The 21773-nt window shown below is 62.2% G+C and carries 20 protein-coding genes; 10 read left to right on the forward strand and 10 right to left on the reverse strand.

The annotated features are described in order from the left end of the window. Window positions 1-61 precede the first annotated feature (61 nt). Together JFU57_RS15285 and JFU57_RS15290 are read left to right on the forward strand one after the other, a co-directional pair. The gene (locus JFU57_RS15285; RefSeq protein WP_201129911.1) at window positions 62-3094 is read left to right on the forward strand and encodes a two-partner secretion domain-containing protein; all 3033 of its coding nucleotides are present in this window, start codon (window positions 62-64) and stop codon (window positions 3092-3094) included. Between the two features lie 351 nt (window positions 3095-3445). Then, on the forward strand, window positions 3446-6319 hold the full coding sequence (locus JFU57_RS15290; RefSeq protein WP_201129912.1) for a two-partner secretion domain-containing protein: 2874 nt from the start codon (window positions 3446-3448) through the stop codon (window positions 6317-6319). Between the two features lie 110 nt (window positions 6320-6429). Here the strand turns inward: JFU57_RS15290 and JFU57_RS15295 are convergent, their stop codons facing one another. From JFU57_RS15295 to JFU57_RS15310, 4 genes are all read right to left on the reverse strand, one after another. Continuing rightward, window positions 6430-7368 (reverse strand): LysR family transcriptional regulator, encoded by a 939-nt coding sequence (locus JFU57_RS15295; RefSeq protein ID WP_201132125.1) that lies wholly within the window; start codon window positions 7366-7368, stop codon window positions 6430-6432. A gap of 166 nt (window positions 7369-7534) precedes the next feature. After that, window positions 7535-8446 carry a DMT family transporter gene (locus JFU57_RS15300; RefSeq protein WP_201129913.1) on the reverse strand — a complete coding sequence of 304 codons (912 nt, stop codon included), beginning with the start codon at window positions 8444-8446 and terminating at the stop codon, window positions 7535-7537. 16 nt (window positions 8447-8462) lie between these two features. Further along, window positions 8463-9647: a cyanate transporter gene (locus JFU57_RS15305; RefSeq protein WP_078473209.1), complete on the reverse strand. Its 1185-nt coding sequence runs from the start codon at window positions 9645-9647 to the stop codon at window positions 8463-8465. A gap of 171 nt (window positions 9648-9818) precedes the next feature. Next, window positions 9819-10595: a transporter substrate-binding domain-containing protein gene (locus JFU57_RS15310; RefSeq protein ID WP_201129914.1), complete on the reverse strand. Its 777-nt coding sequence runs from the start codon at window positions 10593-10595 to the stop codon at window positions 9819-9821. Window positions 10596-11083: 488 nt separating this feature from the next. Here JFU57_RS15310 and JFU57_RS15315 point away from each other — a divergent pair, with 488 nt between their 5' ends. From JFU57_RS15315 to JFU57_RS15335, 5 genes are all read left to right on the forward strand, one after another. Next, entirely contained in the window at window positions 11084-12463 is a 1380-nt protein-coding gene (locus JFU57_RS15315) for a glutamine synthetase family protein (RefSeq protein ID WP_421547798.1), read from the forward strand. A gap of 82 nt (window positions 12464-12545) precedes the next feature. Then, complete coding sequence (locus tag JFU57_RS15320) at window positions 12546-13226, forward strand: class I SAM-dependent methyltransferase (RefSeq protein WP_201129916.1); 681 nt, start codon at window positions 12546-12548, stop codon at window positions 13224-13226. Between the two features lie 122 nt (window positions 13227-13348). Continuing rightward, complete coding sequence (gene rnd, locus JFU57_RS15325) at window positions 13349-14482, forward strand: ribonuclease D (RefSeq protein WP_078473214.1); 1134 nt, start codon at window positions 13349-13351, stop codon at window positions 14480-14482. Further along, entirely contained in the window at window positions 14479-14772 is a 294-nt protein-coding gene (locus tag JFU57_RS15330; RefSeq protein WP_078473215.1) for a YcgL domain-containing protein, read from the forward strand. Before rnd ends, JFU57_RS15330 begins: the two co-directional genes overlap by 4 nt. 126 nt (window positions 14773-14898) lie before the next feature. Then, a complete protein-coding gene (locus tag JFU57_RS15335) occupies window positions 14899-15831 on the forward strand; it encodes a D-2-hydroxyacid dehydrogenase (protein ID WP_201129917.1) in 933 nt (310 codons plus the stop codon). 166 nt (window positions 15832-15997) lie between these two features. Here JFU57_RS15335 and JFU57_RS15340 read toward each other — a convergent pair whose 3' ends face one another. After that, a complete protein-coding gene (locus JFU57_RS15340) occupies window positions 15998-16591 on the reverse strand; it encodes a nitroreductase family protein (RefSeq protein WP_201129918.1) in 594 nt (197 codons plus the stop codon). 277 nt (window positions 16592-16868) lie between these two features. Between JFU57_RS15340 and JFU57_RS15345 the strand changes: the two genes are divergently transcribed. Next, window positions 16869-17318, forward strand: coding sequence for a YcgN family cysteine cluster protein (locus tag JFU57_RS15345; RefSeq protein ID WP_020300507.1), 450 nt, complete (start codon window positions 16869-16871; stop codon window positions 17316-17318). Window positions 17319-17372: 54 nt separating this feature from the next. Next, complete coding sequence (locus JFU57_RS15350) at window positions 17373-18611, forward strand: hypothetical protein (RefSeq protein ID WP_201129919.1); 1239 nt, start codon at window positions 17373-17375, stop codon at window positions 18609-18611. Between the two features lie 65 nt (window positions 18612-18676). Here JFU57_RS15350 and JFU57_RS15355 read toward each other — a convergent pair whose 3' ends face one another. The 4 genes from JFU57_RS15355 to JFU57_RS15370 form a co-directional block, all read right to left on the reverse strand. Next, window positions 18677-19054, reverse strand: a complete 378-nt coding sequence (locus JFU57_RS15355; RefSeq protein WP_020300509.1) for a YgaP family membrane protein — start codon at window positions 19052-19054, stop codon at window positions 18677-18679. Window positions 19055-19135: 81 nt separating this feature from the next. Further along, window positions 19136-19603 carry an RNA methyltransferase gene (locus JFU57_RS15360; protein ID WP_007926908.1) on the reverse strand — a complete coding sequence of 156 codons (468 nt, stop codon included), beginning with the start codon at window positions 19601-19603 and terminating at the stop codon, window positions 19136-19138. A 133-nt stretch (window positions 19604-19736) separates the two neighbouring features. After that, a complete protein-coding gene (locus JFU57_RS15365) occupies window positions 19737-20099 on the reverse strand; it encodes a YajD family HNH nuclease (protein ID WP_020300511.1) in 363 nt (120 codons plus the stop codon). A gap of 51 nt (window positions 20100-20150) precedes the next feature. Next, complete coding sequence (locus tag JFU57_RS15370) at window positions 20151-20837, reverse strand: spermidine synthase (RefSeq protein WP_020300512.1); 687 nt, start codon at window positions 20835-20837, stop codon at window positions 20151-20153. Window positions 20838-20913: 76 nt separating this feature from the next. Between JFU57_RS15370 and JFU57_RS15375 the strand changes: the two genes are divergently transcribed. Further along, a complete protein-coding gene (locus JFU57_RS15375) occupies window positions 20914-21219 on the forward strand; it encodes a hypothetical protein (RefSeq protein ID WP_020300513.1) in 306 nt (101 codons plus the stop codon). Here JFU57_RS15375 and JFU57_RS15380 read toward each other — a convergent pair. Continuing rightward, the gene (locus tag JFU57_RS15380) at window positions 21216-21689 is read right to left on the reverse strand and encodes a cyclic nucleotide-binding domain-containing protein (protein ID WP_020300514.1); all 474 of its coding nucleotides are present in this window, start codon (window positions 21687-21689) and stop codon (window positions 21216-21218) included. The genes JFU57_RS15375 and JFU57_RS15380 overlap by 4 nt on opposite strands. Between the last annotated feature and the right edge of the window lie 84 nt (window positions 21690-21773).

Consider the following 21773-nt stretch of genomic DNA (forward strand, 5'->3'; position numbering starts at 1 on the left):
TTTGGAGGCGGTGCCGTCTTGCAGGACTGCAGGACGTTAATTAGAAAAGACAGGAGTTAACGTGAATAGAGTGTATGCATTGGTGTGGAATCAGGCCCTGGGCTGCTGGAACGTGACCCCCGAAGGCGCACGTCGCCGTCGGCGGGCAGGCAGTGGCAAAGGCCTGCTCGTGGCGGTGGCCAGTGTTCTGACAATCGGCGGGCTGCCATCAGCGTTCGCTTTGCCGAGCGGAGAGACGGTGGTATCTGGAACCGCGAATATTCTGACGTACGACAATCAGCAGCAGATGTCTATCAATCAGCACTCTGACAAGCTGATCCTCAACTGGAACGATTTTAATGTGGGCGGCGGCCAGACGCTGACCTTCAACCAGCCGAAGTCGACCTCCATCGCGTTGAATCGGGTCATAGGCGCTAACGGCAGTAATATCCAGGGCCGGATCAACGCCAACGGCCAGGTGTTCCTGATCAACCCTAACGGTGTGATGTTCAGCAACAATGCTCAGGTCAATGTCGGTGGCCTGGTGGCCTCGACGCAGGACATGAAAAACGCCGATTTCATGGCTGGCAACTACAAGTTTGCAGGCACTTCGACGGGCAGGATGATCAACGATGGATCCATCACCGCGGCTGATGGCGGGAGTGTGGCCCTGATCGGCAGAGTCGTTAACAACCAAGGCACCATCAAGGCGAAAAATGGGCGCATAGCCTTGGGTGCGGGCGACGGATTCACCGTCAGCTTCGACAGCAACAACCTGTTGGACCTGAAAGTCGATGCCGCTGCGATCGATGCGCTGGTGAGCAATGGCGGGCTGCTCAAGGCCGATGGCGGGCAAGTACTGATGACCGCCAAAAGTGCTGGCGCGATGCTTAATACAGTGGTCAACAACACGGGCGCCATCGAGGCCCTGACCTTGTCGAAGAAGGCCGGAAAAATCACCCTGGACGGTGGCGACGTAGGTGTGGTGGTGGTCGGCGGCTCATTGAACGCCAGCGCCCTGACAGAGATAGGCGACGGTGGCGTGGTCGAAACCAAGGGCGCCGTCACCCAGGTGCAACTGGCCGCTCGGGTCAATACCCAGGCGGGCAATGGCAAGACCGGAACCTGGAAAATCAGCTCCTCCGAAGTCAAGGTCAATCCAGTCTCCGCTCCACGTAACAACACCGTTTATGGCGATACCCTGGCGCATAACTTGGCCACCACCAATATCGAGTTGAGCAGCCGGGGAGACGTCACGGTGGACGGCGCAGTTTCCTGGGCCAGCGGCAATCATTTGAGCATTGCGGCCGATAAGAATATCCAGATCAACAACAGTCTCAAGGGCAGCGGCGGCGCAACCCGTATCCAGCTCAATGCCGGACAAGACATCGCGCTCAACAGCACGCTGGAACTCTCCGGGACCAACAGCAGCCTCGGCCTGGATTACGGCGGCGCCTATATCCAGGGCAAGGGTGGCAAGGTCACGCTGTCCGGCAGCGGCGCGGCGTTCGACTCGCAGGGTCAGCTGTACAGTGTGATTCAGAACGCCACTCAGTTGCAGGGGATCGGTAGCAGCCTTGGTGGCCGTTATGTACTGGGCAACGACATCAAAGGCAGTGGCAGCATCAAGACCATTGGTGGCAGCGCTGAGTTCAGCGGAACGTTCGATGGCCTGGGCAACACCATCAGCGGTTTCACTGTCAATACCGATGGCCCTTACGGTGGTCTGTTCGCCCGATCGTCCGGCAGCATCAGCAACCTCAATCTGGCGGGGATGACCATCTACGGCACGACCTCCAATGCCGGCTTCAGCTATGTCGGCGGGCTGGTGGGCATGAACCACGGGATGATCAGCAACGTTAATGCCACTAATCAGCGGGTCTACGCCAACAGCAATAATTACAACAATTTGGGTGGGCTGGTGGGCGTCAACTCCGGCGGCTCCATCGATCGTTCATCGGTGGCTGGTATTGTCAGCGGTAATGGCTTGACTCTCGCCGTCGGTGGCTTGGTGGGAGAAAACAGCAACAGTCCCAATCCGTTCGGCAGGGGCAGAATCTCCAATAGCCACACCAACGTACAGGTTCTTGGGACCATGCAGATCAGTCCCATTGGCGGTATGGGGGGGCTGGTAGGTCTCAACAAGAACGGTCTGATTACCGACTCGTCAAGTGCTGGAACGGTCGGGACCGGTTTCACCACGTACAAGAAAGACCCGAACTTCGGCGGGTTGGTGGGGTACAACCAGGGTGGCGAAATTAGGAAATCTCACTCCTCGGTCAACGTAGTGGGTTATGTCGCCAGTGTTATTGGTGGCCTGGTGGGCCTCAATGAGGGCTACATCACTGAGTCCAGCGCCTCGGGTACGGTCAGCGGCTTTGGAAGTATGGCTGCAGGTGGCCTGGTGGGCATAAACAGCTACGGCACTCTGGTCAACGTCAAGGCTTCCGGCAAGGTGGTTGATTCCTCCGGCGCCAATGTCGGTGGCCTGGTAGGCAAGAGCATTCGCGGCGCTATCCAATTCGCTGAAGCCACCGGTGCGGTTGTGGGCGGTAACAGCGCCAATATCGGTGGGCTCATCGGGCACAACATTTGGGGCACAACCTCGGAGGCTGCGGCTTGGGGCAAGGTAGATGGCGGAGCTCTAAGCAGTGTGGGTGGGCTGGTGGGTTACAACGAGGGCGACCTGTTATCGGTTGAAGCCCACGGTAAGGTCAATGCTGGTAACAGTAGCGCTGCTGGCGGTTTGGCGGGTACCAATAGCAACAAATCCTCGACCATTTTTTCTGCATCGGCCCACGGTGATGTTGCTGGCGGTAACCAGAGTTCTGTAGGCGGCCTGGTCGGGCAGAACAATGCGTGGATCAGCAACTCCTTGGCCACGGGCCAAGTGAGTGGCGGCAGTTATGCGCGCATGGGGGGCTTGGCTGGCTTGAATTTGGGCTCTGTTCGGGAGTCCGTAGCCAACGGCAAGATCAACGTCGTTCCGCGTAACTACCAGGCCTACGGCGGCCTGGTTGGCGTCAACTACGGCAGCCTGGCCCATAACACCGCATTGGGCTTGGCGGCCTCGGTGCCACCGGTTGGTATCAACCAGGGTGACATTCTTGAGTGATGGCTAGCTCCCGTTAAAGCAGGGCAATTGCAGCCCCTTGGTACGCCTGGCAGGTGCTGGGCGTATCGAGTCACGGTTGCTAGCGGATGCTTTTTATCTCGTGCCTTGTTTCTCCTCTTCCCTGATGGCCGCAAGCAACTGGCCATCGCGCTGCCACCCGATGCGTTGGCGCAGAACGCGTGCCATCTCACAGAGGACAGCGCAGTTCACTTTTACTTTTGTGTACTCACTGAGCGGTGTGCAGTCGGGGCTGTGTTTTGCCTGCTGCGTGCGCCTGTACAGCTTTTTTGAAAGCCTCCGGGCCTCAGAGGAAGTGCCGCTCAGGGCGTTTTTTTAATCAAAGGAGTGGTTATGAACAAGATTTATGCATGGGTGTGGAATCAGGCCCAGGGCTGCTGGAGCGTGACCCCCGAAGGCGCACGTCGTCGGCGGGCAGGCAGTGGCAAAGGCCTGCTCGTGGCAGTGGCCAGTGTTCTGACAATCGGCGGGTTGCCCTCCGCGTTCGCCTTGCCGAGCGGAGAGACGGTGGTATCTGGAACCGCGGATATCCTGAGGTACGACGAGCAGCAGCAGATGTCTATTAATCAGCACACTGACAAGCTGATCCTCAACTGGAACGATTTCAGTGTGGAGGGCGGCCAGACGGTGACCTTCAACCAGCCGCAGTCGACCTCCATCGCGTTGAACCGGGTGATTGGCGCTAACGGCAGTAACATCCAGGGCCGGATCAATGCCAACGGCCAGGTGTTCCTGATCAACCCTAACGGTGTGGTGTTCAGCAAGAGTGCCCAAGTCAATGTCGGTGGCCTGGTGGCCTCGACCCAGGACATGAAAAACGCCGATTTCACGGCTGGCAACTACACGTTTGCAGGTACTTCGACGGGCAAGGTCGTCAACGAAGGCTCCATCACCGCGGCTGATGGCGGTAGCGTGGCCCTGATCGGCAGAACCGTTGACAACCAGGGCACCATCACCGCGCAAAATGGGCGCGTAGCCTTGGGTGCGGGGGACGGATTCACCGTCAGCTTTGACAGCAACAACCTGTTGGACCTGAAAGTCGATGCCGCTGCGATCGATGCGCTGGTGAGCAATGGCGGGCTGCTCAAGGCCGACGGCGGGCAGGTGCTGATGACGGCCAAAAGTGCTGGTGCGATGCTCAATACCGTGGTCAATAACACGGGCGCCATCGAAGCCCTGACCTTGTCGAATAGGGCCGGTAAAATCACCCTGGACGGTGGCGACGTAGGCGTGGTCAAGGTTGGCGGTTCATTGAACGCCAGCGCGGCGATAGGGATGGGCGATGGTGGCGTGATCGAGACCAAGGGCGCTATCACTCAGGTGGAACGAGACACTCGGGTCAACACCACGGCAGGTTACGGCCAGACCGGCACCTGGAAAATCAGCTCTGCCGAGGTCAAGGTTGATCCAGTCTCCACCGCTGGGAGCAATACCATTCATGTCGATACGCTGTCGCGCAACCTGGCGACGACCGAGATCGAACTGGCCAGTAGCAAGGGCGACGTGGTGGTAAACGACGCTATTGTCTGGGACAGCGGCAAACGACTGATCCTTTCGTCGGCCAAGGACATTCACCTTGATAAAAACCTGAATGGCCAAGGGGACGGTACTCAGGTCCTGCTCGATGCCAAGGGCAGCATCAAGCTCAACAGTCATGTGCAGCTTTCCGGGATCTTCAGCAGTCTTGTGCTCAATTACGCTGGCAACTTTGTCTCGGGTACGAACGGTCGGGTGACCCTCGCTGGCAAAGGTGCCATGTTTGCCGCCAACGGTGCCGAGTACACCGTCATTCAGAACGCCGCGCAACTGCAAGCGATCGATAACAACCTGCAGGGGCGTTATGTCCTGGGGCAGGCCATCCACGGCAACGGCAACCTCCAGTCCATTGGTGATGGAAGGCAGGCATTCAGCGGGGTCTTCGAGGGGCTGGGCAACACCATCAGCGGCTTTGCCGTCGATACTAACGGCACCTACGGGGGCCTGTTCGCCAGGTCGAGCGGCAGTATCAGCAACCTCCAGCTCGCCTCGATGCGTATCAACGGTGCAATGTATGTCCCCGGTGCTTCTGTCAGTGTTATTGGCGGTCTGGTCGGGCTTAACAGTGGCAGTATCGCCAACGTCAGTGCCAGCGACTTTACGGTGGACGCCAACAGCCACCAGAAAAATATTGTCGGCGGGCTGGTAGGGATCAATTCCGGCGGCACCATCGATCATTCGTCCATGGCGGGGTTGGTGACTGGCAACCAATTCACCGTCGCAGCGGGCGGTCTGGTAGGGGAGAACACCCATAGCCTCGTCGCTACCGGCTCCGTGACCAACAGTTGGGCCAATGTCGATGTCCGCACGCCCATAGGTGTTTTTACCATGGGAGCGGCGGGCGGTATGGGCGGGCTGGTTGGCGTCAACAAGGGCGGAAGTATTGTCGATTCATCCAGCTTTGGCAGGGTTGGCCAAGATGCCAGTCGTGACAGTTACAGCGGCCTTAGCGTTGGTGGGTTGGTGGGTGTCAACCAGGGGGGCCGTATTGAGCGCTCTCGTTCATCAGCGGCGGTAATCGGCTATGTCAACGGCATAGCAGGAGGTCTGGTCGGCTCCAATCATTCCGGCGTTATCAGGGATTCTGAGGCTCGCGGCGTGGTAGTGGGTTACGGCTCAGCAACGGTCGGGGGCTTGGTCGGTTTGAATCAGAACAGCGTGTTATTCATGGTCAAGGCCAGCGGTTCGGTTGTGGGGCAAAACGATTCGAATATCGGTGGCCTGATTGGCAAAAACATAGAGAGCGATATCCAGCAGGCCGAGGCATCAGGCGGCGTGACAGGTCGTCGGGGAGCGCGTATTGGTGGGCTCATCGGCCATAACTTCGGTGGTATTACTCAGAACGTCATGGCCAGCGGTGATGTCCTGGCTGGCGACAATAGCGTTGTCGGCGGCCTGGTCGGACAGAACGAGGGCCGGATCATCAACGCCCTGAGCAGTGGCCAGGTCCGTGGCGGTAGGTTTGCCTCTCTGGGTGGTCTGGCCGGCTTGAACCTGGGCCATATTGCTCAGTCTTCAGCCTTGGGCCGCGTTATCGTCTACGCGAACATTGGCCAGAACTACGGCAGCCTGGCCGGTATCAACCGCGGTTCTCTGACCGATAACAAGGTTTCGAGCGAGTTGGCCCAGCTGCCGCTGGCCGGCATCAACGAAGGTGTAATCAGTTACTGATGAGGAGAACCCGCTGGTAGCGGGCTTGTAACTTCGGGTACGCCGTGGCCACAACCGGCGTGCCCGAACCCACCGTTCAACGCCGCTATTGGCCACTGAGCGGGCCGGGACTAGAGCAACCCCTGCTCGGCACACACCTTCACCACCTGTTCGCGAAACCAGGTGTTGGCCCGGTCCTGGTCGGTGATCGGGCTCCATTGCATATCCAGAGTGAACCCCGGCAGGCCGCTGGGGGGCGAGCAGTGGCTGAACAGGGTATCGCTGGCCAGCAGTGTCTGGATGCGGCGCGGCAGGGTCAGGATGAAGTCGGTGCCGGTAATCAGCTTCAGTGCGGCGCCGTAGCTGTTGGCCCGGGCGACGATCTGCCGTTTTTGGGCCTGGCTCGCCAGCCAGCCGTCGACCATGTTGCTGTCCGACGTCCAGGGCGTGGGGAACACATGACGGCGCTCGACAAACGCCTGCAGGCTGAAGCGCGGGTGCTGGGGCGCGCTGGCGCGTTTGTCGAACACGCACACCAGTTCGTCCTCCAGCAGCATCTGCGATTTGAAGTCGGCGTGGGTGCGGTGGAAGTTGGGTCCGAAGCAGATCACCAGGTCCAGCTGGCCGCTGCGCAGCTCCTCGGCGGGGATGTCGGTTTCCAGCTTGTGCACATTTACCGTCACCGGCAGGTCGGCGAAATCGAACTGCTTGAGCAGGCGCGGCAGAATCAGCAGCTCGAAATATTCCGGCGCGCAGATGTTGAAGGTCACGGCCTGGCGGATCGGGTCGAAGGCCTGGGCCCCGGAATGGCAGAGGTTGATGCTTTCGAGGATCTTCAGCACATGGCTGTACATGGTGCTGGCTTTGTAGGTGGGACGCATGCCGGTGCGGGTGTTGATGAACAGTTCGTCCTCAAAGGCGTTGCGCAGTTTTTTCAGGCAATAGCTGACGGTTGACTGGCTGACGCACAGGCTTTCCGAGACCCCGGTGACGCTGCTCTGCTCGTACACGGCGATAAACACCATGAGGTCCTGCATATCGAGCTTTCTAAGCAAGTTGCTGTTGAGCATCAGATCCATCTCGTTGAGCTTGGCGCCGGGTGAACGCAAGGGCGTCTGATGCTAACGCAGCGATGGAGCTGATTAAATGCCTGCTTTGGGGCAGGCGGACAGCAGAGAGACAAAACCTTCCGTGAACACGACCTGCGCAGGGTTGCGCAAGTCGTGCACGGCCGCTTCAGCCCAGGGCGGGCGTGCTGCGGCGGCTGAGCAGGATCAGGGCGAGCATGCCCCCCGCCACCAGCAGGGCACCGAGCAGCTCGGTCGGCAAAGGTGGCTGGCCGAGCCAGACCCAGTGGAACAGGGTCAGGAACAAGGTGCTGAGGTAGATGTAGGAAATCACCGTGGCCGGGGCGATCACGTCGATGGCCCGGTGCAGCAGCCAGAAGGTGGCGAGGGTGGCAAACAGGGCCAGGTAGATCAGCCACAGCAGGTCGTTGGCCGTCAGTTGCCCGGCGCTGCGCCAGCCACCGCTGAACAGGCAGAAGACCAGCAGAAACAGCGCCCCGAACAGCATGTTCCAGAAGGTCATGGCCGCTGGGCTGCGGCCTTTGAGGTGGCCGGCCTTGAAGCGTTGGCTCAGGGGCGAGTACAGCGCCATGGCCAGGCAGCCAAGGCCATAAACCGTCATCGCGTACAGCGAAGGCATGGCGTCGGGCCCGCTGCCCTTGACGATCAGCAGCACGGCCCCGGCCGCTGCGATCAGTGTCGGCAGCACCCGCTGCCTGAGGCTGTTGCCCGGCAGCAGGAACCCCTCGAACAGCAGGGTCAGTAGCGGCACCAGGGTGAACAGGGTCCCGGTGTTGACCGCCGAGGTGTAGCGCAGGGCTTCGAACAGCGAGCCAAAGTACAGCGCCAGCAGCAACCCCAGTACGCCATGGTCACGCAGCCCACCGCGGGTCATGGGTGTCGAGCCCTTGAGCAGCAGCAAGGGCAAAAACATCAACGCCGAAAACAGCAGGCGCAGACCGGTCAGCAGCACCGGGTCGATGCCCTGGCCGACCTGGGCAGCGGCGAAGAACGAGGCGGCGATCAGCACGGCCCAGAGCAGCATGCCGATATGGGCGCTGGTGAAGCTTGTGGGTTGCATGGGGGCGTCCTGTCGGTCAGTGAATGTGCCGGGCGTAATGCCGCGGGTCGAAGCGCAGCACCATCAGCAGCATCAGCGCCATGACCGCGGTCAGCGACCACCAGGCCCATTCGAAGCTCCCCAACTGATCGCGGATCATCCCCGCCAGCAGCGGCGAGAGGCCGGCGATCAGGTAACCGATGCCCTGGACGAAAGCGGTCAGGCCCCCGGCGCGGCGCGGGTTTTCCAGGTGGTCGAGGGACACGATCAGGCTCATCGGAAACAGCCCGCCAATGCCCAGGCCCAGCAGGCAAGGCCACAACAGGCTCAGGTGTTGCGGGCTGAGGATCAGGCCGCAGAAGCCGGCGATGATCAGCAGCAACAACACGCTGAGCACCAGGCGCCGGTCCTGGCTGCGGTTGGCAATGGCCGGGGTGATCAGCCCGGACACCACTTCCATGGCCGTGAGAAAGCCCAGCAGCAGACCGGCGTTCTGTTCGCTCCAGCCCTGCTCCACGTAATAGGGCGCCAGCCAGGCCAGCACGCAGGTGTAGGACGCTGTGCCGAGGCCGAAGAAAATCGCCAGCAACCAGGCCCGGCGATTGCCGAAGAACGACTCATTGCCCGCCGCCGCTGCCGGCAACCGGGGCATGGCGGAGCGCTGGGCGTACCAGAACAGCAGGGCCAGCACCGCCAGTCCGGCCCAGATCGCCAGGCCCAGGCGCCAACTGCCGCTGCGGCTCATCACCAGGGGGCCGAATGAGGCGGCGATGGCGGCGCCGCCCATGATCGAGGTGACGTACAGGCCCATGAACAGCGAGACATTGTGGGTAAAGCGTGACTTGATCAGTGCCGGCATCAACGACTGGATCAGGGCAATGCCGACCCCGGCCAGCACCGCGCTCAGAATCAGCTCGGCGGCGGAATCGAGGAACAGCCGCGACACCGTGGCCAGGCCAATGATCAGCAGTGAAATGACCACGGTGCGCTGGTCGCCCAGGCGCTGGCTGATGCGCATGCCGAAGAACATCGCCAGGCCCATGGCCATGACCGGGAGCATGGTCAGCAGCGAAGCGGCGGTGAAACTCAACGCAATATCGCCGCGTATTGCCGACAGCAACGGGCCGACGGCCGCCATCGACGGCCGCAGATTAAGGGCCACCAGAACCACACTGAGCATCAGCCAGACGGCGGGGCGGGTTGTCGCACGAACGTTTTCCATAACCAGACCTTGAGGGAACAGGGCCTGATTAGGCGGCGCCGGGCAAAAGAGGGCAAATCAGAAAGTCGGCCGGCTTATTTAAAAACTAAATAAGACGTCGAGCCCGCTGCACGAACCCAACGTCGAAATATGAACCCGGCAGGGGTTAAAGGTATGCGCTGTGTTTCCGGTTCAGGGCGCGGCCAACCATTGATTGACCACGCCGTCATAGAAACCGGTGGCCTTGCTCAGGTGCAGCCACTGGTCGACGTAGCTTTTCCAGGCCACATCGTCGCGGGGCAGGAGAAAGGCTTTCTCGCTGTATTGCAGGTAGCGCTCGGGGTTGACCGCACACAGGCCCGGCTTGAGCTTTTGCTGGAAGCGCGCCTCCGAGGCGTCGGTGATCATCACGTCGGCCTTGTTCGCCAGCAGTTGCTCGAAGATCGTCACGTTGTCCGGGAACAGGGTCAGCGCAGCCTTGGGCAAATGGGCGCGGGCGAAGATCTCGTTGGTGCCGCCCGGTGGCTCGATCAGGCGCACCGAAGGCTGGTTGATCTGTTCCACCGTCTGGTAGCGCGCGACGTCGGCGCAGCGTACCAGGGGGATCTTGCCGTCGACCCCGAGGGTGTCGCTGAAGAACGCCTTTTTCTGCCGCTCCAGGGACACCGAAATACCGCCGACCGCGATGTCGCACTTGTTGGCCAGGAAGTCCGGCATCAGGGTTTTCCAACTGGTTTTCACCCACTTCACCTCCACGCCCAGGCTTTTTCCCAGGGACTGGGCCATGGCGATGTCGATACCTTCGTAGCTGCCATCGTCGCGCAGGTAGGTGTAGGGCTTGTAGTCGCCGGTGGTGCAAACGTTCAGGTGGCCGCGTTCGATGACCTGGTCCAGGTGCGAGGCGCTGGGCTCGGCCAGGAGCGGGGTGCTGAAGGTGAGCAACGAGCAGAGTAAAAGACGTGCGTACATGCGGTCCGATCCTTGAGTGCTGCCGGGGAAGAAGAGGGCGCGGGCATTATTTGCATCAGCGCGCGGCGCGGGCAAGTCTCGATCCGCTCAGGGCCGGTGGCGGGTCCAATGTTTAGCCATTTTGCAACCAAGGTTCTTCAAGTGTGGATTTAACGGCTTATGGCGGCGTGTGAGTCTGCCCGGCATCTGTTGTCTGCGGTTTTTCCTATGGACGCTTGGCCCGCTGCGATCAAACCCGAGGTTGTGCCTGGTGCGCCTGCACCCTGCCGTCAGCCCCGTCCTCGCTGCACGCCCGCCACTGCGCCAAAACTCTGTGCTCTCCCTTCCGAACTGGCCTTCTGGGCGCTGTGGCATTGCCGCCATGCGCGCCCGCCGGATGCTCGTATTGCCTGTTGATCCCTCCCACGGATAGCCGTTTGCCCGCTGCGGCGAGCGCTGTCTGCACGACGCTGCCTGCGCGCGTCCGACACGCCAATACGAGAATGACCATGCCTGCCAACACTCCTTTTGCCCCCTTGCAAGAAGCCGAGGATTTTCTTCAGCAGCACCCGGATATCGAGATGTTCGAATTGTTCATCCTCGACAACAACGGCGTCCCGCGTGGCAAGTTGCTGCACCGCGACGAACTGTTGGCGGTGTACCAGAGCGGCCGGCCGCTGCCGAGCACCATCCTGGGCCTGACCATCAACGGCGACGACGTGGAAAACTCCGGCCTGGTCTGGGACGTGGGGGATATCGATTGCCGCGCCTACCCCCTGAGCGGCAGTTTGCAGCCCATGCCCTGGCGGCAGATTCCGACCGCCGCGGTGCAGGTCAGCATGCACCCGGAGCAAGGCTTGCCGGCCACCGTGGCCGACCCGCGGCAGTTGCTGGTCAAGGTCATCGATGGCCTCAAGGCCGACGGCTATTACCCGGTGATGGCGGCCGAACTGGAGTTCTACCTGCTGGATCAGCAACGTGACAGCAACGGCCGGCCGCAACCGGCACGGGATGCCGATGGCGGCCGGCCGCGAGCGACCCAGGTCTATGGCCTGCGCGAGCTGGAGCAGATCGAGCCGTTCCTCGCCGACCTCTACAGCGCCTGCAAGCTGCAGGGCATTCCGGCGCGCACGGCGATTTCCGAGTACGCGCCGGGGCAGGTGGAGATCACCCTCGAACACCGCGCCGATGCCTTGCAGGCGATGGACGAGGCAGTGCGCTACAAGCGCCTGGTCAAGGGCGTGGCCCACAAGCACGGGATGCGCGCGTGCTTCATGGCCAAACCGTTCGCCGACCTGGCCGGCACCGGGATGCACATGCACGTGAGCATTGCCGACCGGCACGGCAACAACCTGTTCGCCAGCGAGGCGGCTGATGGCACGCCGCTGCTGCGCCACGCGGTGGGCGGCATGCTCGACACCTTGCTCGACTCGCTGTTGCTGTTTTGCCCGAACGCCAACTCCTACCGGCGTTTCCAGAGCAACAGCTATGCGCCGCTGGCCGCCACCTGGGGCGTCGACAACCGCACCGTAAGCCTGCGGGTGCCGGGCGGGCCGGCGTTCTCCCGACACATCGAGCACCGTATCTGCGGCGCCGACGCCAACCCCTATCTGGCGGCCGCCGCCATCCTGGCGGGCATTCACCGCGGCATCCGCGAGCAGAGCGACCCCGGCGCGCCGGTCGAGGGCAACGGATATGCCCAGGCCACGCATTTGCTGCCCACCGACTGGCTGACCACTTTGCGCGCCCTCGAGGCTTCGGCCTGGGCCCGGGATGCCTTTGGCAGTGAGTTCCTCGGGGTCTACCTGGCAGTGAAACGCGAGGAGTATCGGCAGTTCATGGGCGAGGTCGGCGAGCAGGACTGGCGCTGGTATTTGAACGAGGCCTGAGGGCGGACGCGGCTTTCGACCTTTTTTTCACGAACGCCTGGTTAATCTGATACGACCCGCACCCACCAAGAGTTCGCGAGTCATGTCAGCGCAACCCCCATCGGCCATGGAACGTGAGTTCGCCCGGCGTTACGACCAGGAGCACGCGCGCGACTGCCTGCAACAGCATCCGCTGAAAACCGGGCGGCGCCTGGCGCTGTGGCGCAGCGAGCAGCTGGTGCGCCAGGCCCTGAAAATGGCCGGCGAACCGGGGTTGATCCTGGACGTGGCGTGCGGCGCGGGGCGTTTCTGGCCGGTGTTGGCCGAACATGGCAACCGGGTGATCCTGGCGGCGGACAACTCCCAGGACATGCTCGACCACGCCCAGACCCATCACCCGGCCAGCGTGCTCAAGCGGGTCAAGCCCTTCCAGAGTTCGGCGTTCAACATCGGCTTGTCGGCCAATGCGGTGGATTGCATCTGCTGCCTGCAGTTGTTCCAACACCTTGTCAGTGGCGAACACCGCCTGGCGCTGTTGCGCGAGTTGCACCGGGTCAGTCGCGATGCGGTGATCGTCGCGGCGCGGGTCGATAGCCGTTGCACCGCCCTGCAAAGGCTCCTCGAAAAGCCCCGCAGTCTGGTTCCGGACGGCGCGCCGCAGCTGGCCGGCAAGGTGCAGCTGGAGGCCGAGTTCCAGCAGGCCGGTTTTGAGGTGTTGAGCCACCATGACTTCATTCCCGGCTGCGCCGCGTCACGTATTTACGTGCTGCGCAAGCAGGGGTGAGCCGGTTATCTCAGACTATTCTTGGGCTCTGTAAGGCAATTTCGCACGTGCCTCGTCGAGTCAGTGCTCAGAAGTTGCCGGTGGCGATATATACTGCGCGCCATTCTTCAAGGGAGAGCCGTGTGGCCATCGATATTCACTGGATTCGCGACAACGATAGCCTCGGCCGCTTTTGCGCCGAGTGGCAGCAGCTGCCATTCGTCGCCCTCGACACCGAATTCATGCGGGTCGACACCTTCTACCCCATCGCCGGCCTGTTGCAGATTGGCGACGGCCAGCGCGCTTACCTGATCGACCCGTTGACCATCGACGACTGGCAGCCCCTCGCGGCGCTGCTGGAGAACACGGCCGTGGTCAAGGTGGTGCATGCCTGCAGCGAGGACCTCGAAGTCCTGCTGCGCCTGACTGGCAGCCTGCCGGCACCTTTGTTCGACACCCAACTGGCGGCGGCTTATCTAAACCTGGGCTTCTCCATGGGCTATTCGCGCCTGGTGCAGTCGGTCCTGGGGATTGAACTGCCCAAGGGCGAGACCCGTTCCGACTGGCTGCAACGCCCGCTGTCGGAAACTCAGATCAGCTACGCCGCGGAAGACGCGGTGCACCTGGCCGAAGTGTATGTACAACTGCAGCCCAAATTGTCGGCCGATAAATACAGCTGGGTGCTCGAAGACGGCGCCGAGCTGGTGGCCAATCTGCGCCGCGAAGTGGACCCGTACGAGGTGTACCGCGACGCCAAACTGGCCTGGAAACTGTCCCGGGCCCAACTCGCCGTGTTGCGCGAACTCTGCGCCTGGCGCGAGATCGAGGCCCGTGCCCGTGACCTGCCGCGCAACCGTATCGTACGCGAGCATTCGCTCTGGCCCCTGGCCAAGAGCCAGCCGGACAACCTCGGCGCCCTGGCGAAAATCGAAGACATGCACCCGCGTACCGTGCGTCAGGACGGTGAGTTCCTGCTGGACCTGATCAAGCGTGCCGGCAGTGTCGGGCCCGATCAATGGCCGCCGGCGGTGCCGGAGCCTTTGCCGATCGAAGCCTCGGCCCTGCTCAAGCAGATGCGCGCCCTAGGCCAGGCCGAAGGCGAACGCCTGGACATCGCGCCGGAACTGATGCTGCGCAAGAAAACCCTGGAAAGCCTGCTCAAGAGCGGCTACCCCAACGGTCCTTACCAATTGCCCGATTCGTTGCGTGGCTGGCGCCGCGAATTGATGGGCCAGGCCTTGCTCGACTGCCTGGCCGCCGCCGGAGAACAGCCTTGAAACGTATCTGCTCCATCTACCGCAGCCCGCGCAAGAACGAGATGTACCTGTATGTGCTCAAGAGCGATGCTCTGGAGCGCGTGCCGGAAAACCTGCTGCTGGCCTTTGGCAAGCCGTTTCACGCCTTCGACCTGGTGCTGAGCCCCGAGCGCAAGCTGTCGCGCGAGGATATCCACCAAGTGCTGGAGAACCTGGAGAAGCAGGGCTACCACCTGCAGATGCCGCCGGCCGAAGACGAATACATCGAGCATTTGCCCGAAGAGTTGCTGCGCCGTAATGACCCGATGTGATGGATGCCTGTAGATGCTCTGTCCAGGGCATCGAGAAATAATGGAATTGAATATCTGGCGGTGGCCGCGAGCGATGGAGCAAGACTCCGTCGGCGGTCACCCGCGCCTTTTTGATAGGTTTGAACCATGCGCGTTCTGATTGCCGAACACGATCACGCTATTTATGCCCGTTTGTTGAGCCAGGCCGTTCCCGAACTGCAAGTGCTGACCAGCGGTGACTCCGCCGAACTGGCGACCCTGGCCGCCGATTGCCCGATCTGGCTCGGCCAGCCGGACCTGCTGGCCACCCTGTTGCGCCAGGGCCATCAGCCGCAGTGGCTGCAATCGACCTGGGCCGGAATCACCCCGTTGCTCGCCGACGGCTTGCCGCGTCATTACCGCCTGACCCGGGCGGTGGGGATTTTTGGCCAGGTCATGGCCGAATACGTGCTCACTTACATGCTCGGTCACGAGCGTGAAGTGCTGGCGCGGCTGGTCAGCCAGGTTGAGCGCAAGTGGGATAACCGCATGGGCCAGAGCCTGGCCGGGCGCAAGGTGCTGATCGTCGGCACCGGCGATATCGGCCAGAGCGTGGCGCAGTTCCTGGTGCCGTTTGGCGTGGAGCTGTATGGCATCGCCAGTGAAGCCCGGGAGCAGGCGCCGTTCGTTGAAGTGGCGGCGCTCAAGGACCTGGGACGCCTGGTGGGTGAGGTCGATTACGTGATCAACCTGCTGCCCAATACCCCGGAAACCCACGATCTGTATGACGCAACGCTGTTCAAGCAGTTCAAGCCCAGCGGCCTGTTCATCAACGTCGGACGCGGCGTGGCGGTGGTCGATGCGGATCTGGTGGAGGCGCTCAAGGAGGGCCATCTGGCGGGGGCGGTGATTGATGTCTGCCGTCAGGAGCCCTTGCCGCAGCGCCATCCATTCTGGACGGCCTGGGGCCTGTTGCTGACGGGCCACAGCTCGGCGCCGACTTCACCGGAGATGATGGTGCGGTTGTTCGTCGATAATCTGCGGGCCTACCAGAGTGAACAGGCGCTGCGCGGTGAAGTGGACTTCAACCGCGGTTATTGACCCGTCCCGGCAGCGGCTACCGTAGCCGCTGCCGCTGCCGCAGGCTGCGCTGGCCCGTTCAAACAACACGCCATTGCCTGACACTCCACGGCATGCATGCCGGCCAGCGCAGCCTCGTGCCTCGGCAGCGGCTACATGACATGGCCAGAAGGATGTTGGCGTCGATTTACAGGGTGAACTCACCCTCGGCCGCCAGCTCGCGCAATGGGCGGCGCGGGCTTGGTTCTTCGCGGGCTTGCAGGTATTCGGCGAGGGCTGCCTTGTCGCCCAGCTTGCCCACGGCCACGGCGGCGTGCAGGTCATAGCCTTCGGGGATCTTCAGTTCCTTGCGGGTCAGTTCCTGGTCGAAACCGGCCATGCCGTGGGTGTGCCAGCCGCTGATGCTGGCTTGCAGCGCCAGGTGGCCCCAGGCCGAACCGGTGTCGAAGGTGTGCCACAGGGCCGGGGTTTCTTCGGTTGCGCCGGGCGCGGTGAAGGTGGTTTTCGAAATCACGATCACCAGGGCCGAGGCGTGTTGCGCCCAGCCACGGTTGAATTCATTGAGCAGGCCCAGGAAACGTTCCCAGTTCGGCGTGTCGCGACGGGCGTAGAGGAAGCGCCATGGCTGCGAGTTGTAGGCCGATGGCGCCCAGCGTGCGGCTTCGAAAAAGCTCAGCAGGGTTTCTTCGGGGATGGTTTCACCGGTGAAGGCGCGGGGCGACCAGCGATCGGTGAACTGAGGGTGGATGGCATATTCGGCGACGCGTGGGTTGGCGCTCATAAAACGACTCCTGACGGGCTGTGATAATCGAATGTGGGGTAAACCGGCTGGCGCAGTTGAGCTGGGCGATGAGGTTTTCCTGACCCTTTGCCATTCACCGGGTGCGACGCGTCGAGCGTTAATGGCACGCGGACATGGGCCGTTACGACCCGCAAAGCTACTGCGCGGCGTATCGCCTGACAAGTCTTGATCTACCGACAGTCGCCAGCGCTTGGCCCCAGGGCCCGCGGGCACTAGACTGGCGGCCTTTTCACTGCCTGATATTGATGCTTGAGCCATGGCCGCCAAAGTAGAACCCTTCTGGATACGCAAGACCCTCGACCAACTCGATCAGGAGGAGTGGGAGTCGTTGTGCGACGGCTGTGGCCTGTGCTGCCTGCAAAAGCTTGAGGACGAGGACGACAACAGCGTCTATTACACGCGTATCGCCTGCAAACTGCTGGACCTGAAAACCTGCCAGTGCACCGATTACCCCAACCGCCGCGACTCGGTGCCGGACTGCATCCAGCTCACCCCGGGCAAGGCCGACGAGTTCAAATGGTTGCCGCCGACCTGCGGTTATCGCCTGGTCAGCGAAGCCAAGGACCTGCCGCTGTGGCACCACCTGGTCTGCGGCGATCGCGATGCCGTGCACCATGAGCGTATTTCCCAGTCCGGGCGCATGCTCGCCGAAGGCAGCGTCGCCGAAGACGATTGGGAAGATCATCTGATTTTTCGCGCCGGCTGATGCCCGGCGTCCAGGCTGCGATCTGCGGCCTGCATGAGCCACGAAGGAGTGTGTATGGCTGTTGGGGCAAGGCTGTCGCTGGCCGCGCTGGCGTTGGTGTTGAGCGCGCCGGTATGGGCGGCGAAGAAAGTTGATCTGGATTACCACGTGCGTTTCCTGCCGCAGAGCGATCAGGCCGAAGTGCGCCTGACCCTGGCCGATGGGGCGGCGGTGCGCAGCCTGGATTTCGACCTGGGCCGCAGCGGTGATTACAGCGACTTCCAGGCCGACGGCCAATGGCAGGGCACGGCGCCCCAGGCCGGGGCCGAGCAACGCGGGGTCTGGCGCCCGGCCAGCGGCAAGGCCAGCCTGAGTTATCGGGTACGCATCAGCCACAGCCCGAAAAAGGGCAGTTTCGACAGCCGCATAACTGCCAAGTGGGCGCTGTTACGGGGTGAAAGCCTGGTGCCGGCGGCCAAGCTCGATCAGCAGGACGGCATCGAGCTGGTTTCGCGGCTGGAGTTTGAATTGCCCAGCGGCTGGAAAAGCGTCGAAACCGCCTGGCCACGCATCGGCAAGAACCGTTTTCGCATCGACAACCCCTCACGCCTGTTCGATCGCCCCAGCGGCTGGATGCTGGCTGGCAACCTTGGCAGCCGCCGCACACGCCTGGGGGAAACCGAGGTCACGGTCACCTCGCCCCTGAGCCAGGGCATGCGCCGCATGGATGTCCTGACCCTGCTGACCTTTGTCTGGCCCCAGGTGCAGGCGCTGTTTCCACGGCACCCGGACAAACTGCTGATTGTCGGCGCCGCCGACCCCATGTGGCGCGGCAGCCTGGCCGGGCGCGATTCGATCTACCTGCACAGCCATCTACCGCTGATCAGCGAAAGTGGCAACAGCCCGCTGTTGCGTGAGTTGGTGCAGGTGATTGCGCGGATCAACGACAGCGAGCGCAGCGACTGGATCAGCGAAGGCCTGGCCGAGTACTACTCGATCGAGCTGCTGCGCCGCGCCGGCGGCATCAGCGATGAGCGTTACCAGACGCTGGAGCGTGGATTGGTCAAGCGCAGCCACGCCGTCAGCAGTTTGCGAGGGGAACAGGTGAATGAGGCGACGGTGGCCAAGGCGGTGTTGCTGCTGCAGGAACTGGACCGCGAGATCCGCCTCAAGACCCGCAACAAGCGCTCCCTGGATGATGTGCTGGGCGCGTTGATGCGCCTGGAAAGCGTCAGCACCAAGGAGTTTGTGCAGATCAGTGAAAGCGTGCTGGGAGAGTCGTCGACGGTGCTGGATACCGACCTGTTGCACTGACCCCGCCAAGCCTGAGCCCGGCGCCCACGCAGCAAGCGTGGGGGGCCGGTGTCAGGTGTCAGGGCTTAAACCCCGGCTTTGGGGGACTTCAGCGATTCATTGCCGGTGACTGTCGCTGTACGGGTCGCCGCCTCGGCATTGGCCTTGAGGTTTTTCAGCTCTTCGCCTGCGCGTTCGATTTTCGCCCGCACGTTGTTCATGTCCTGACGGCTTTTCTCCAGCAGGCTTTTTGCCGAGCTGTGGCCGGTAATGCCACGAGCCAGGGCGACCCCGCCGATGGCCACCTGGATCAGGCCGAATACGCCGCCACGGCGCAGGCCCTTGCCCATCATCACCACGCCACCGGCCAGCGAGCCGATACGCTCCCAGCCCTGGACGTTCTGCTCAGGCAGGGTTTGAAACGGGGTGGAGTCGATGCGTTGAATTCGGTTGCTATCGCTCATGATCTGTCTCCAGAGGGGTAATGGATATAAAGCTGACTGCACAAGGGCGTCGCTTGTTCCATTCAATGTGCGGGCGGTGGCTCAGAATTTGGGGCCGGAGCGGGTGTTGTTGCCTTTGGCCAGACGGTCGTAAAGCACCACGTTGACGGTGGCGGCGAGGTTCATGCAACCGGTGGTCGGGATGTACACCACGTCCTCGCACCAGTCACGGATGTCCTTGTCCAGGGAGCCGTCCTCCGGGCCGAAAATGTACAGCGCGCGGTCCGGGTGGGTGTATTCGGGCAGTGAACGGGCGCCTTCCACCAACTCCACTGCCACCGGCACGCAGCCCAGGGGCAGGATCTTCTTCAGGTCGTCGATGCCGATCAGCGGGATGTCCTGATGCACTTTCTTGGTGTCAGTGACAAAGTCCCGGGCCCGTTCGTAGCGCTTGCCGGTGTAGAACACCGAGGCGACGCCATAGCAGCCGGCGGCGCGCATCACCGAACCGACGTTCTCCGGCGACTTGGGGTTATACAAACCAATGCAGCTGTACCTTTTGTTTGCCACGAGCGGGGAGCCTTCGAGAAAAAGCGCGATTATACGGGGATCGACGCGGGTCTGGGGGCGGGGGCAGCAAGCGCCCTCGTCATAAAAGAATCTGCAGGGCAGGCCGGGCATGGCGCCCGGCCGGACGGGCGGCTTACTCGTCTTTCTTCATCAACCCTGCCAGCGCAGCGAAGGGGTTGTGGGTGGCCTTGGCGATGGTCGGGGAACTCAGGGAACCGTCGCCGAAGTACTGCTGGTCGGTGTAGCGCGAGTGCTCGTTGTCGTGGCAGTACAGGCACAGCAGTTCCCAGTTGGAACCGTCCTGCGGGTTGTTGTCGTGGTTGTGGTCGCGGTGGTGCACGGTCAGTTCGCTCAGGCGCTTGCCGGCGAACTCGCGTGCGCAGCGCCCGCAGACGTGGGGGTACATCTTCAGGGCCTTGTCGCGGTAACCCATTTCCCGGTCGCGCTGGGCGTCGGCGAGGATGCGGTCCAGTTTGGAGGTGTTGGTCGAACTCATGGGTTCACCTTTAGTTAGGAAGACTAATGACGGTAATGGACGAAGTTTAGCTCAGCCCTTGAGCTTCTCGGCAATCCAGATGGTGTGCCGGGTGCCCTTGTTGCCATGGGCAAAGACTTGCACTTCCTCGGCCTTGAAGCCGGCCTTGCGCAGCTTGTCGGAAAACTGTTTGTCAGCACTGGCCGACCACACCGCCAGCACGCCCTTGGGCCGCAGGGCCTTGGCGCAGGCCGCGAGGCCGCCGGCGGAATAGAGCCAGCTGTTGGCTTTCTGAGTCAGGCCTTCGGGGCCGTTGTCGACGTCGAGCATGATGGCGTCGAAACCCTGGGGTTCGGCTTGCAGCACCTTGGCCACATCTTCCAGGCGGATCACGGTGCGGGGATCAAGCAGCGGGCGCCCGGATTTTTCCCCCAGGGGGCCGCGGTTCCATTCCACGACGCCCGGCACCAGCTCGGCCACCACCACTTCAGCGCTTTTGCCCAGATGCTTGAGGGCCGAGGCCAGGGTGAAGCCCATCCCCAGGCCGCCAATCAGTACCCGTGAGCCCGGGCGTCCGGCGACCTTGCGGCAGGGAATCTCCGCCAGGGCGTCTTCGGAGCCGTGCATGCGCGTGTTCATCAATTGGCCGCCGTCACCGCCCTGGATCTTGATCACGAAATCCTCGCCGTATTCGAACAGGCACAGGGCACCGCCGTTTTCAGGAATCGGGGTGGTGTCGAGCAGAACGAAACGTTTCATGAGGGTCTCATTAGAGGAAGGCAAATCGGCCCGGTTGGGAGTAGCCTGACGGCTGATAATTGCGATGGAGCCATTGATGAAGCGCACTATTCTAACGGTCATTGCCCGCGGCGCGCTCTTGCTAAGTGCGGCGCTGTCGATCAGCGGCCTGCAGGCCGAGGAGCTGCAAAGCGTCCCGGTAACCCCGACGCCGGCGATCGGCGCACCCGGCACGGCCACTCCGACCCCCTACCCGCAGGTCACCCCACCCAGCACGCCCAAGGCCGGGGCCCATGGCGGCGCGCCCTTGCTGCCGCCGATCGACATGCCCAAGCCGCCCAAGGACCAGACCCTGCCGGGCCTTGAACAGAGCGAGAACAAGAGCAAGACGCCAGGCGGCTAGAACTGTTGCGAGAGCAGTTGCCCGTCGGCCATGCGCAGGCGCCTGGACAGCGACACGGCGATGGCGCGAATGATCTTGGCGGCGATTTTCGGCGCATCGTTGAGCATCTTCTCCAAGGAGTCCTTGCCCAGGTTCAACAGCTGGCAATCGCTGGCGGCGACGCAACTGGCCGAGCGTCGCTCGCCGTCGAGCACCGCCATTTCACCGAACGCCCGGCCACTGCGCAGAGTGGCGATGGTCACGGGCTGGCCGTCGCTGGTGCGTTTTTGTACCGCCACCTGGCCGGAGTGGATGATGCACATGAAGCTGCCGGCATCGCCCTCGTGAAAGATTTCTTCACCCTGGGCGATGCTGCTGATGCTGAAGTAGCCGGCCGCCGCTACGAAGTCGGCGGGCAGGAGTTGATCGAACAGGCCGCAATCCATCAGCCAGTCGCGAATCTCGTTGTTCAGTAAGGTCGGTTCAGACATATCGTCACGGTCTTTTTCTTGTGTCTGTAGCGGGTCCGGGCGCGCTTGATCGCGCAAGGAGCCGGCGGTGCAATGTAAGACACA

The organism is Pseudomonas sp. TH07 (genome assembly GCF_016651285.1).
Taxonomy (GTDB): Bacteria; Pseudomonadota; Gammaproteobacteria; order Pseudomonadales; family Pseudomonadaceae; genus Aquipseudomonas.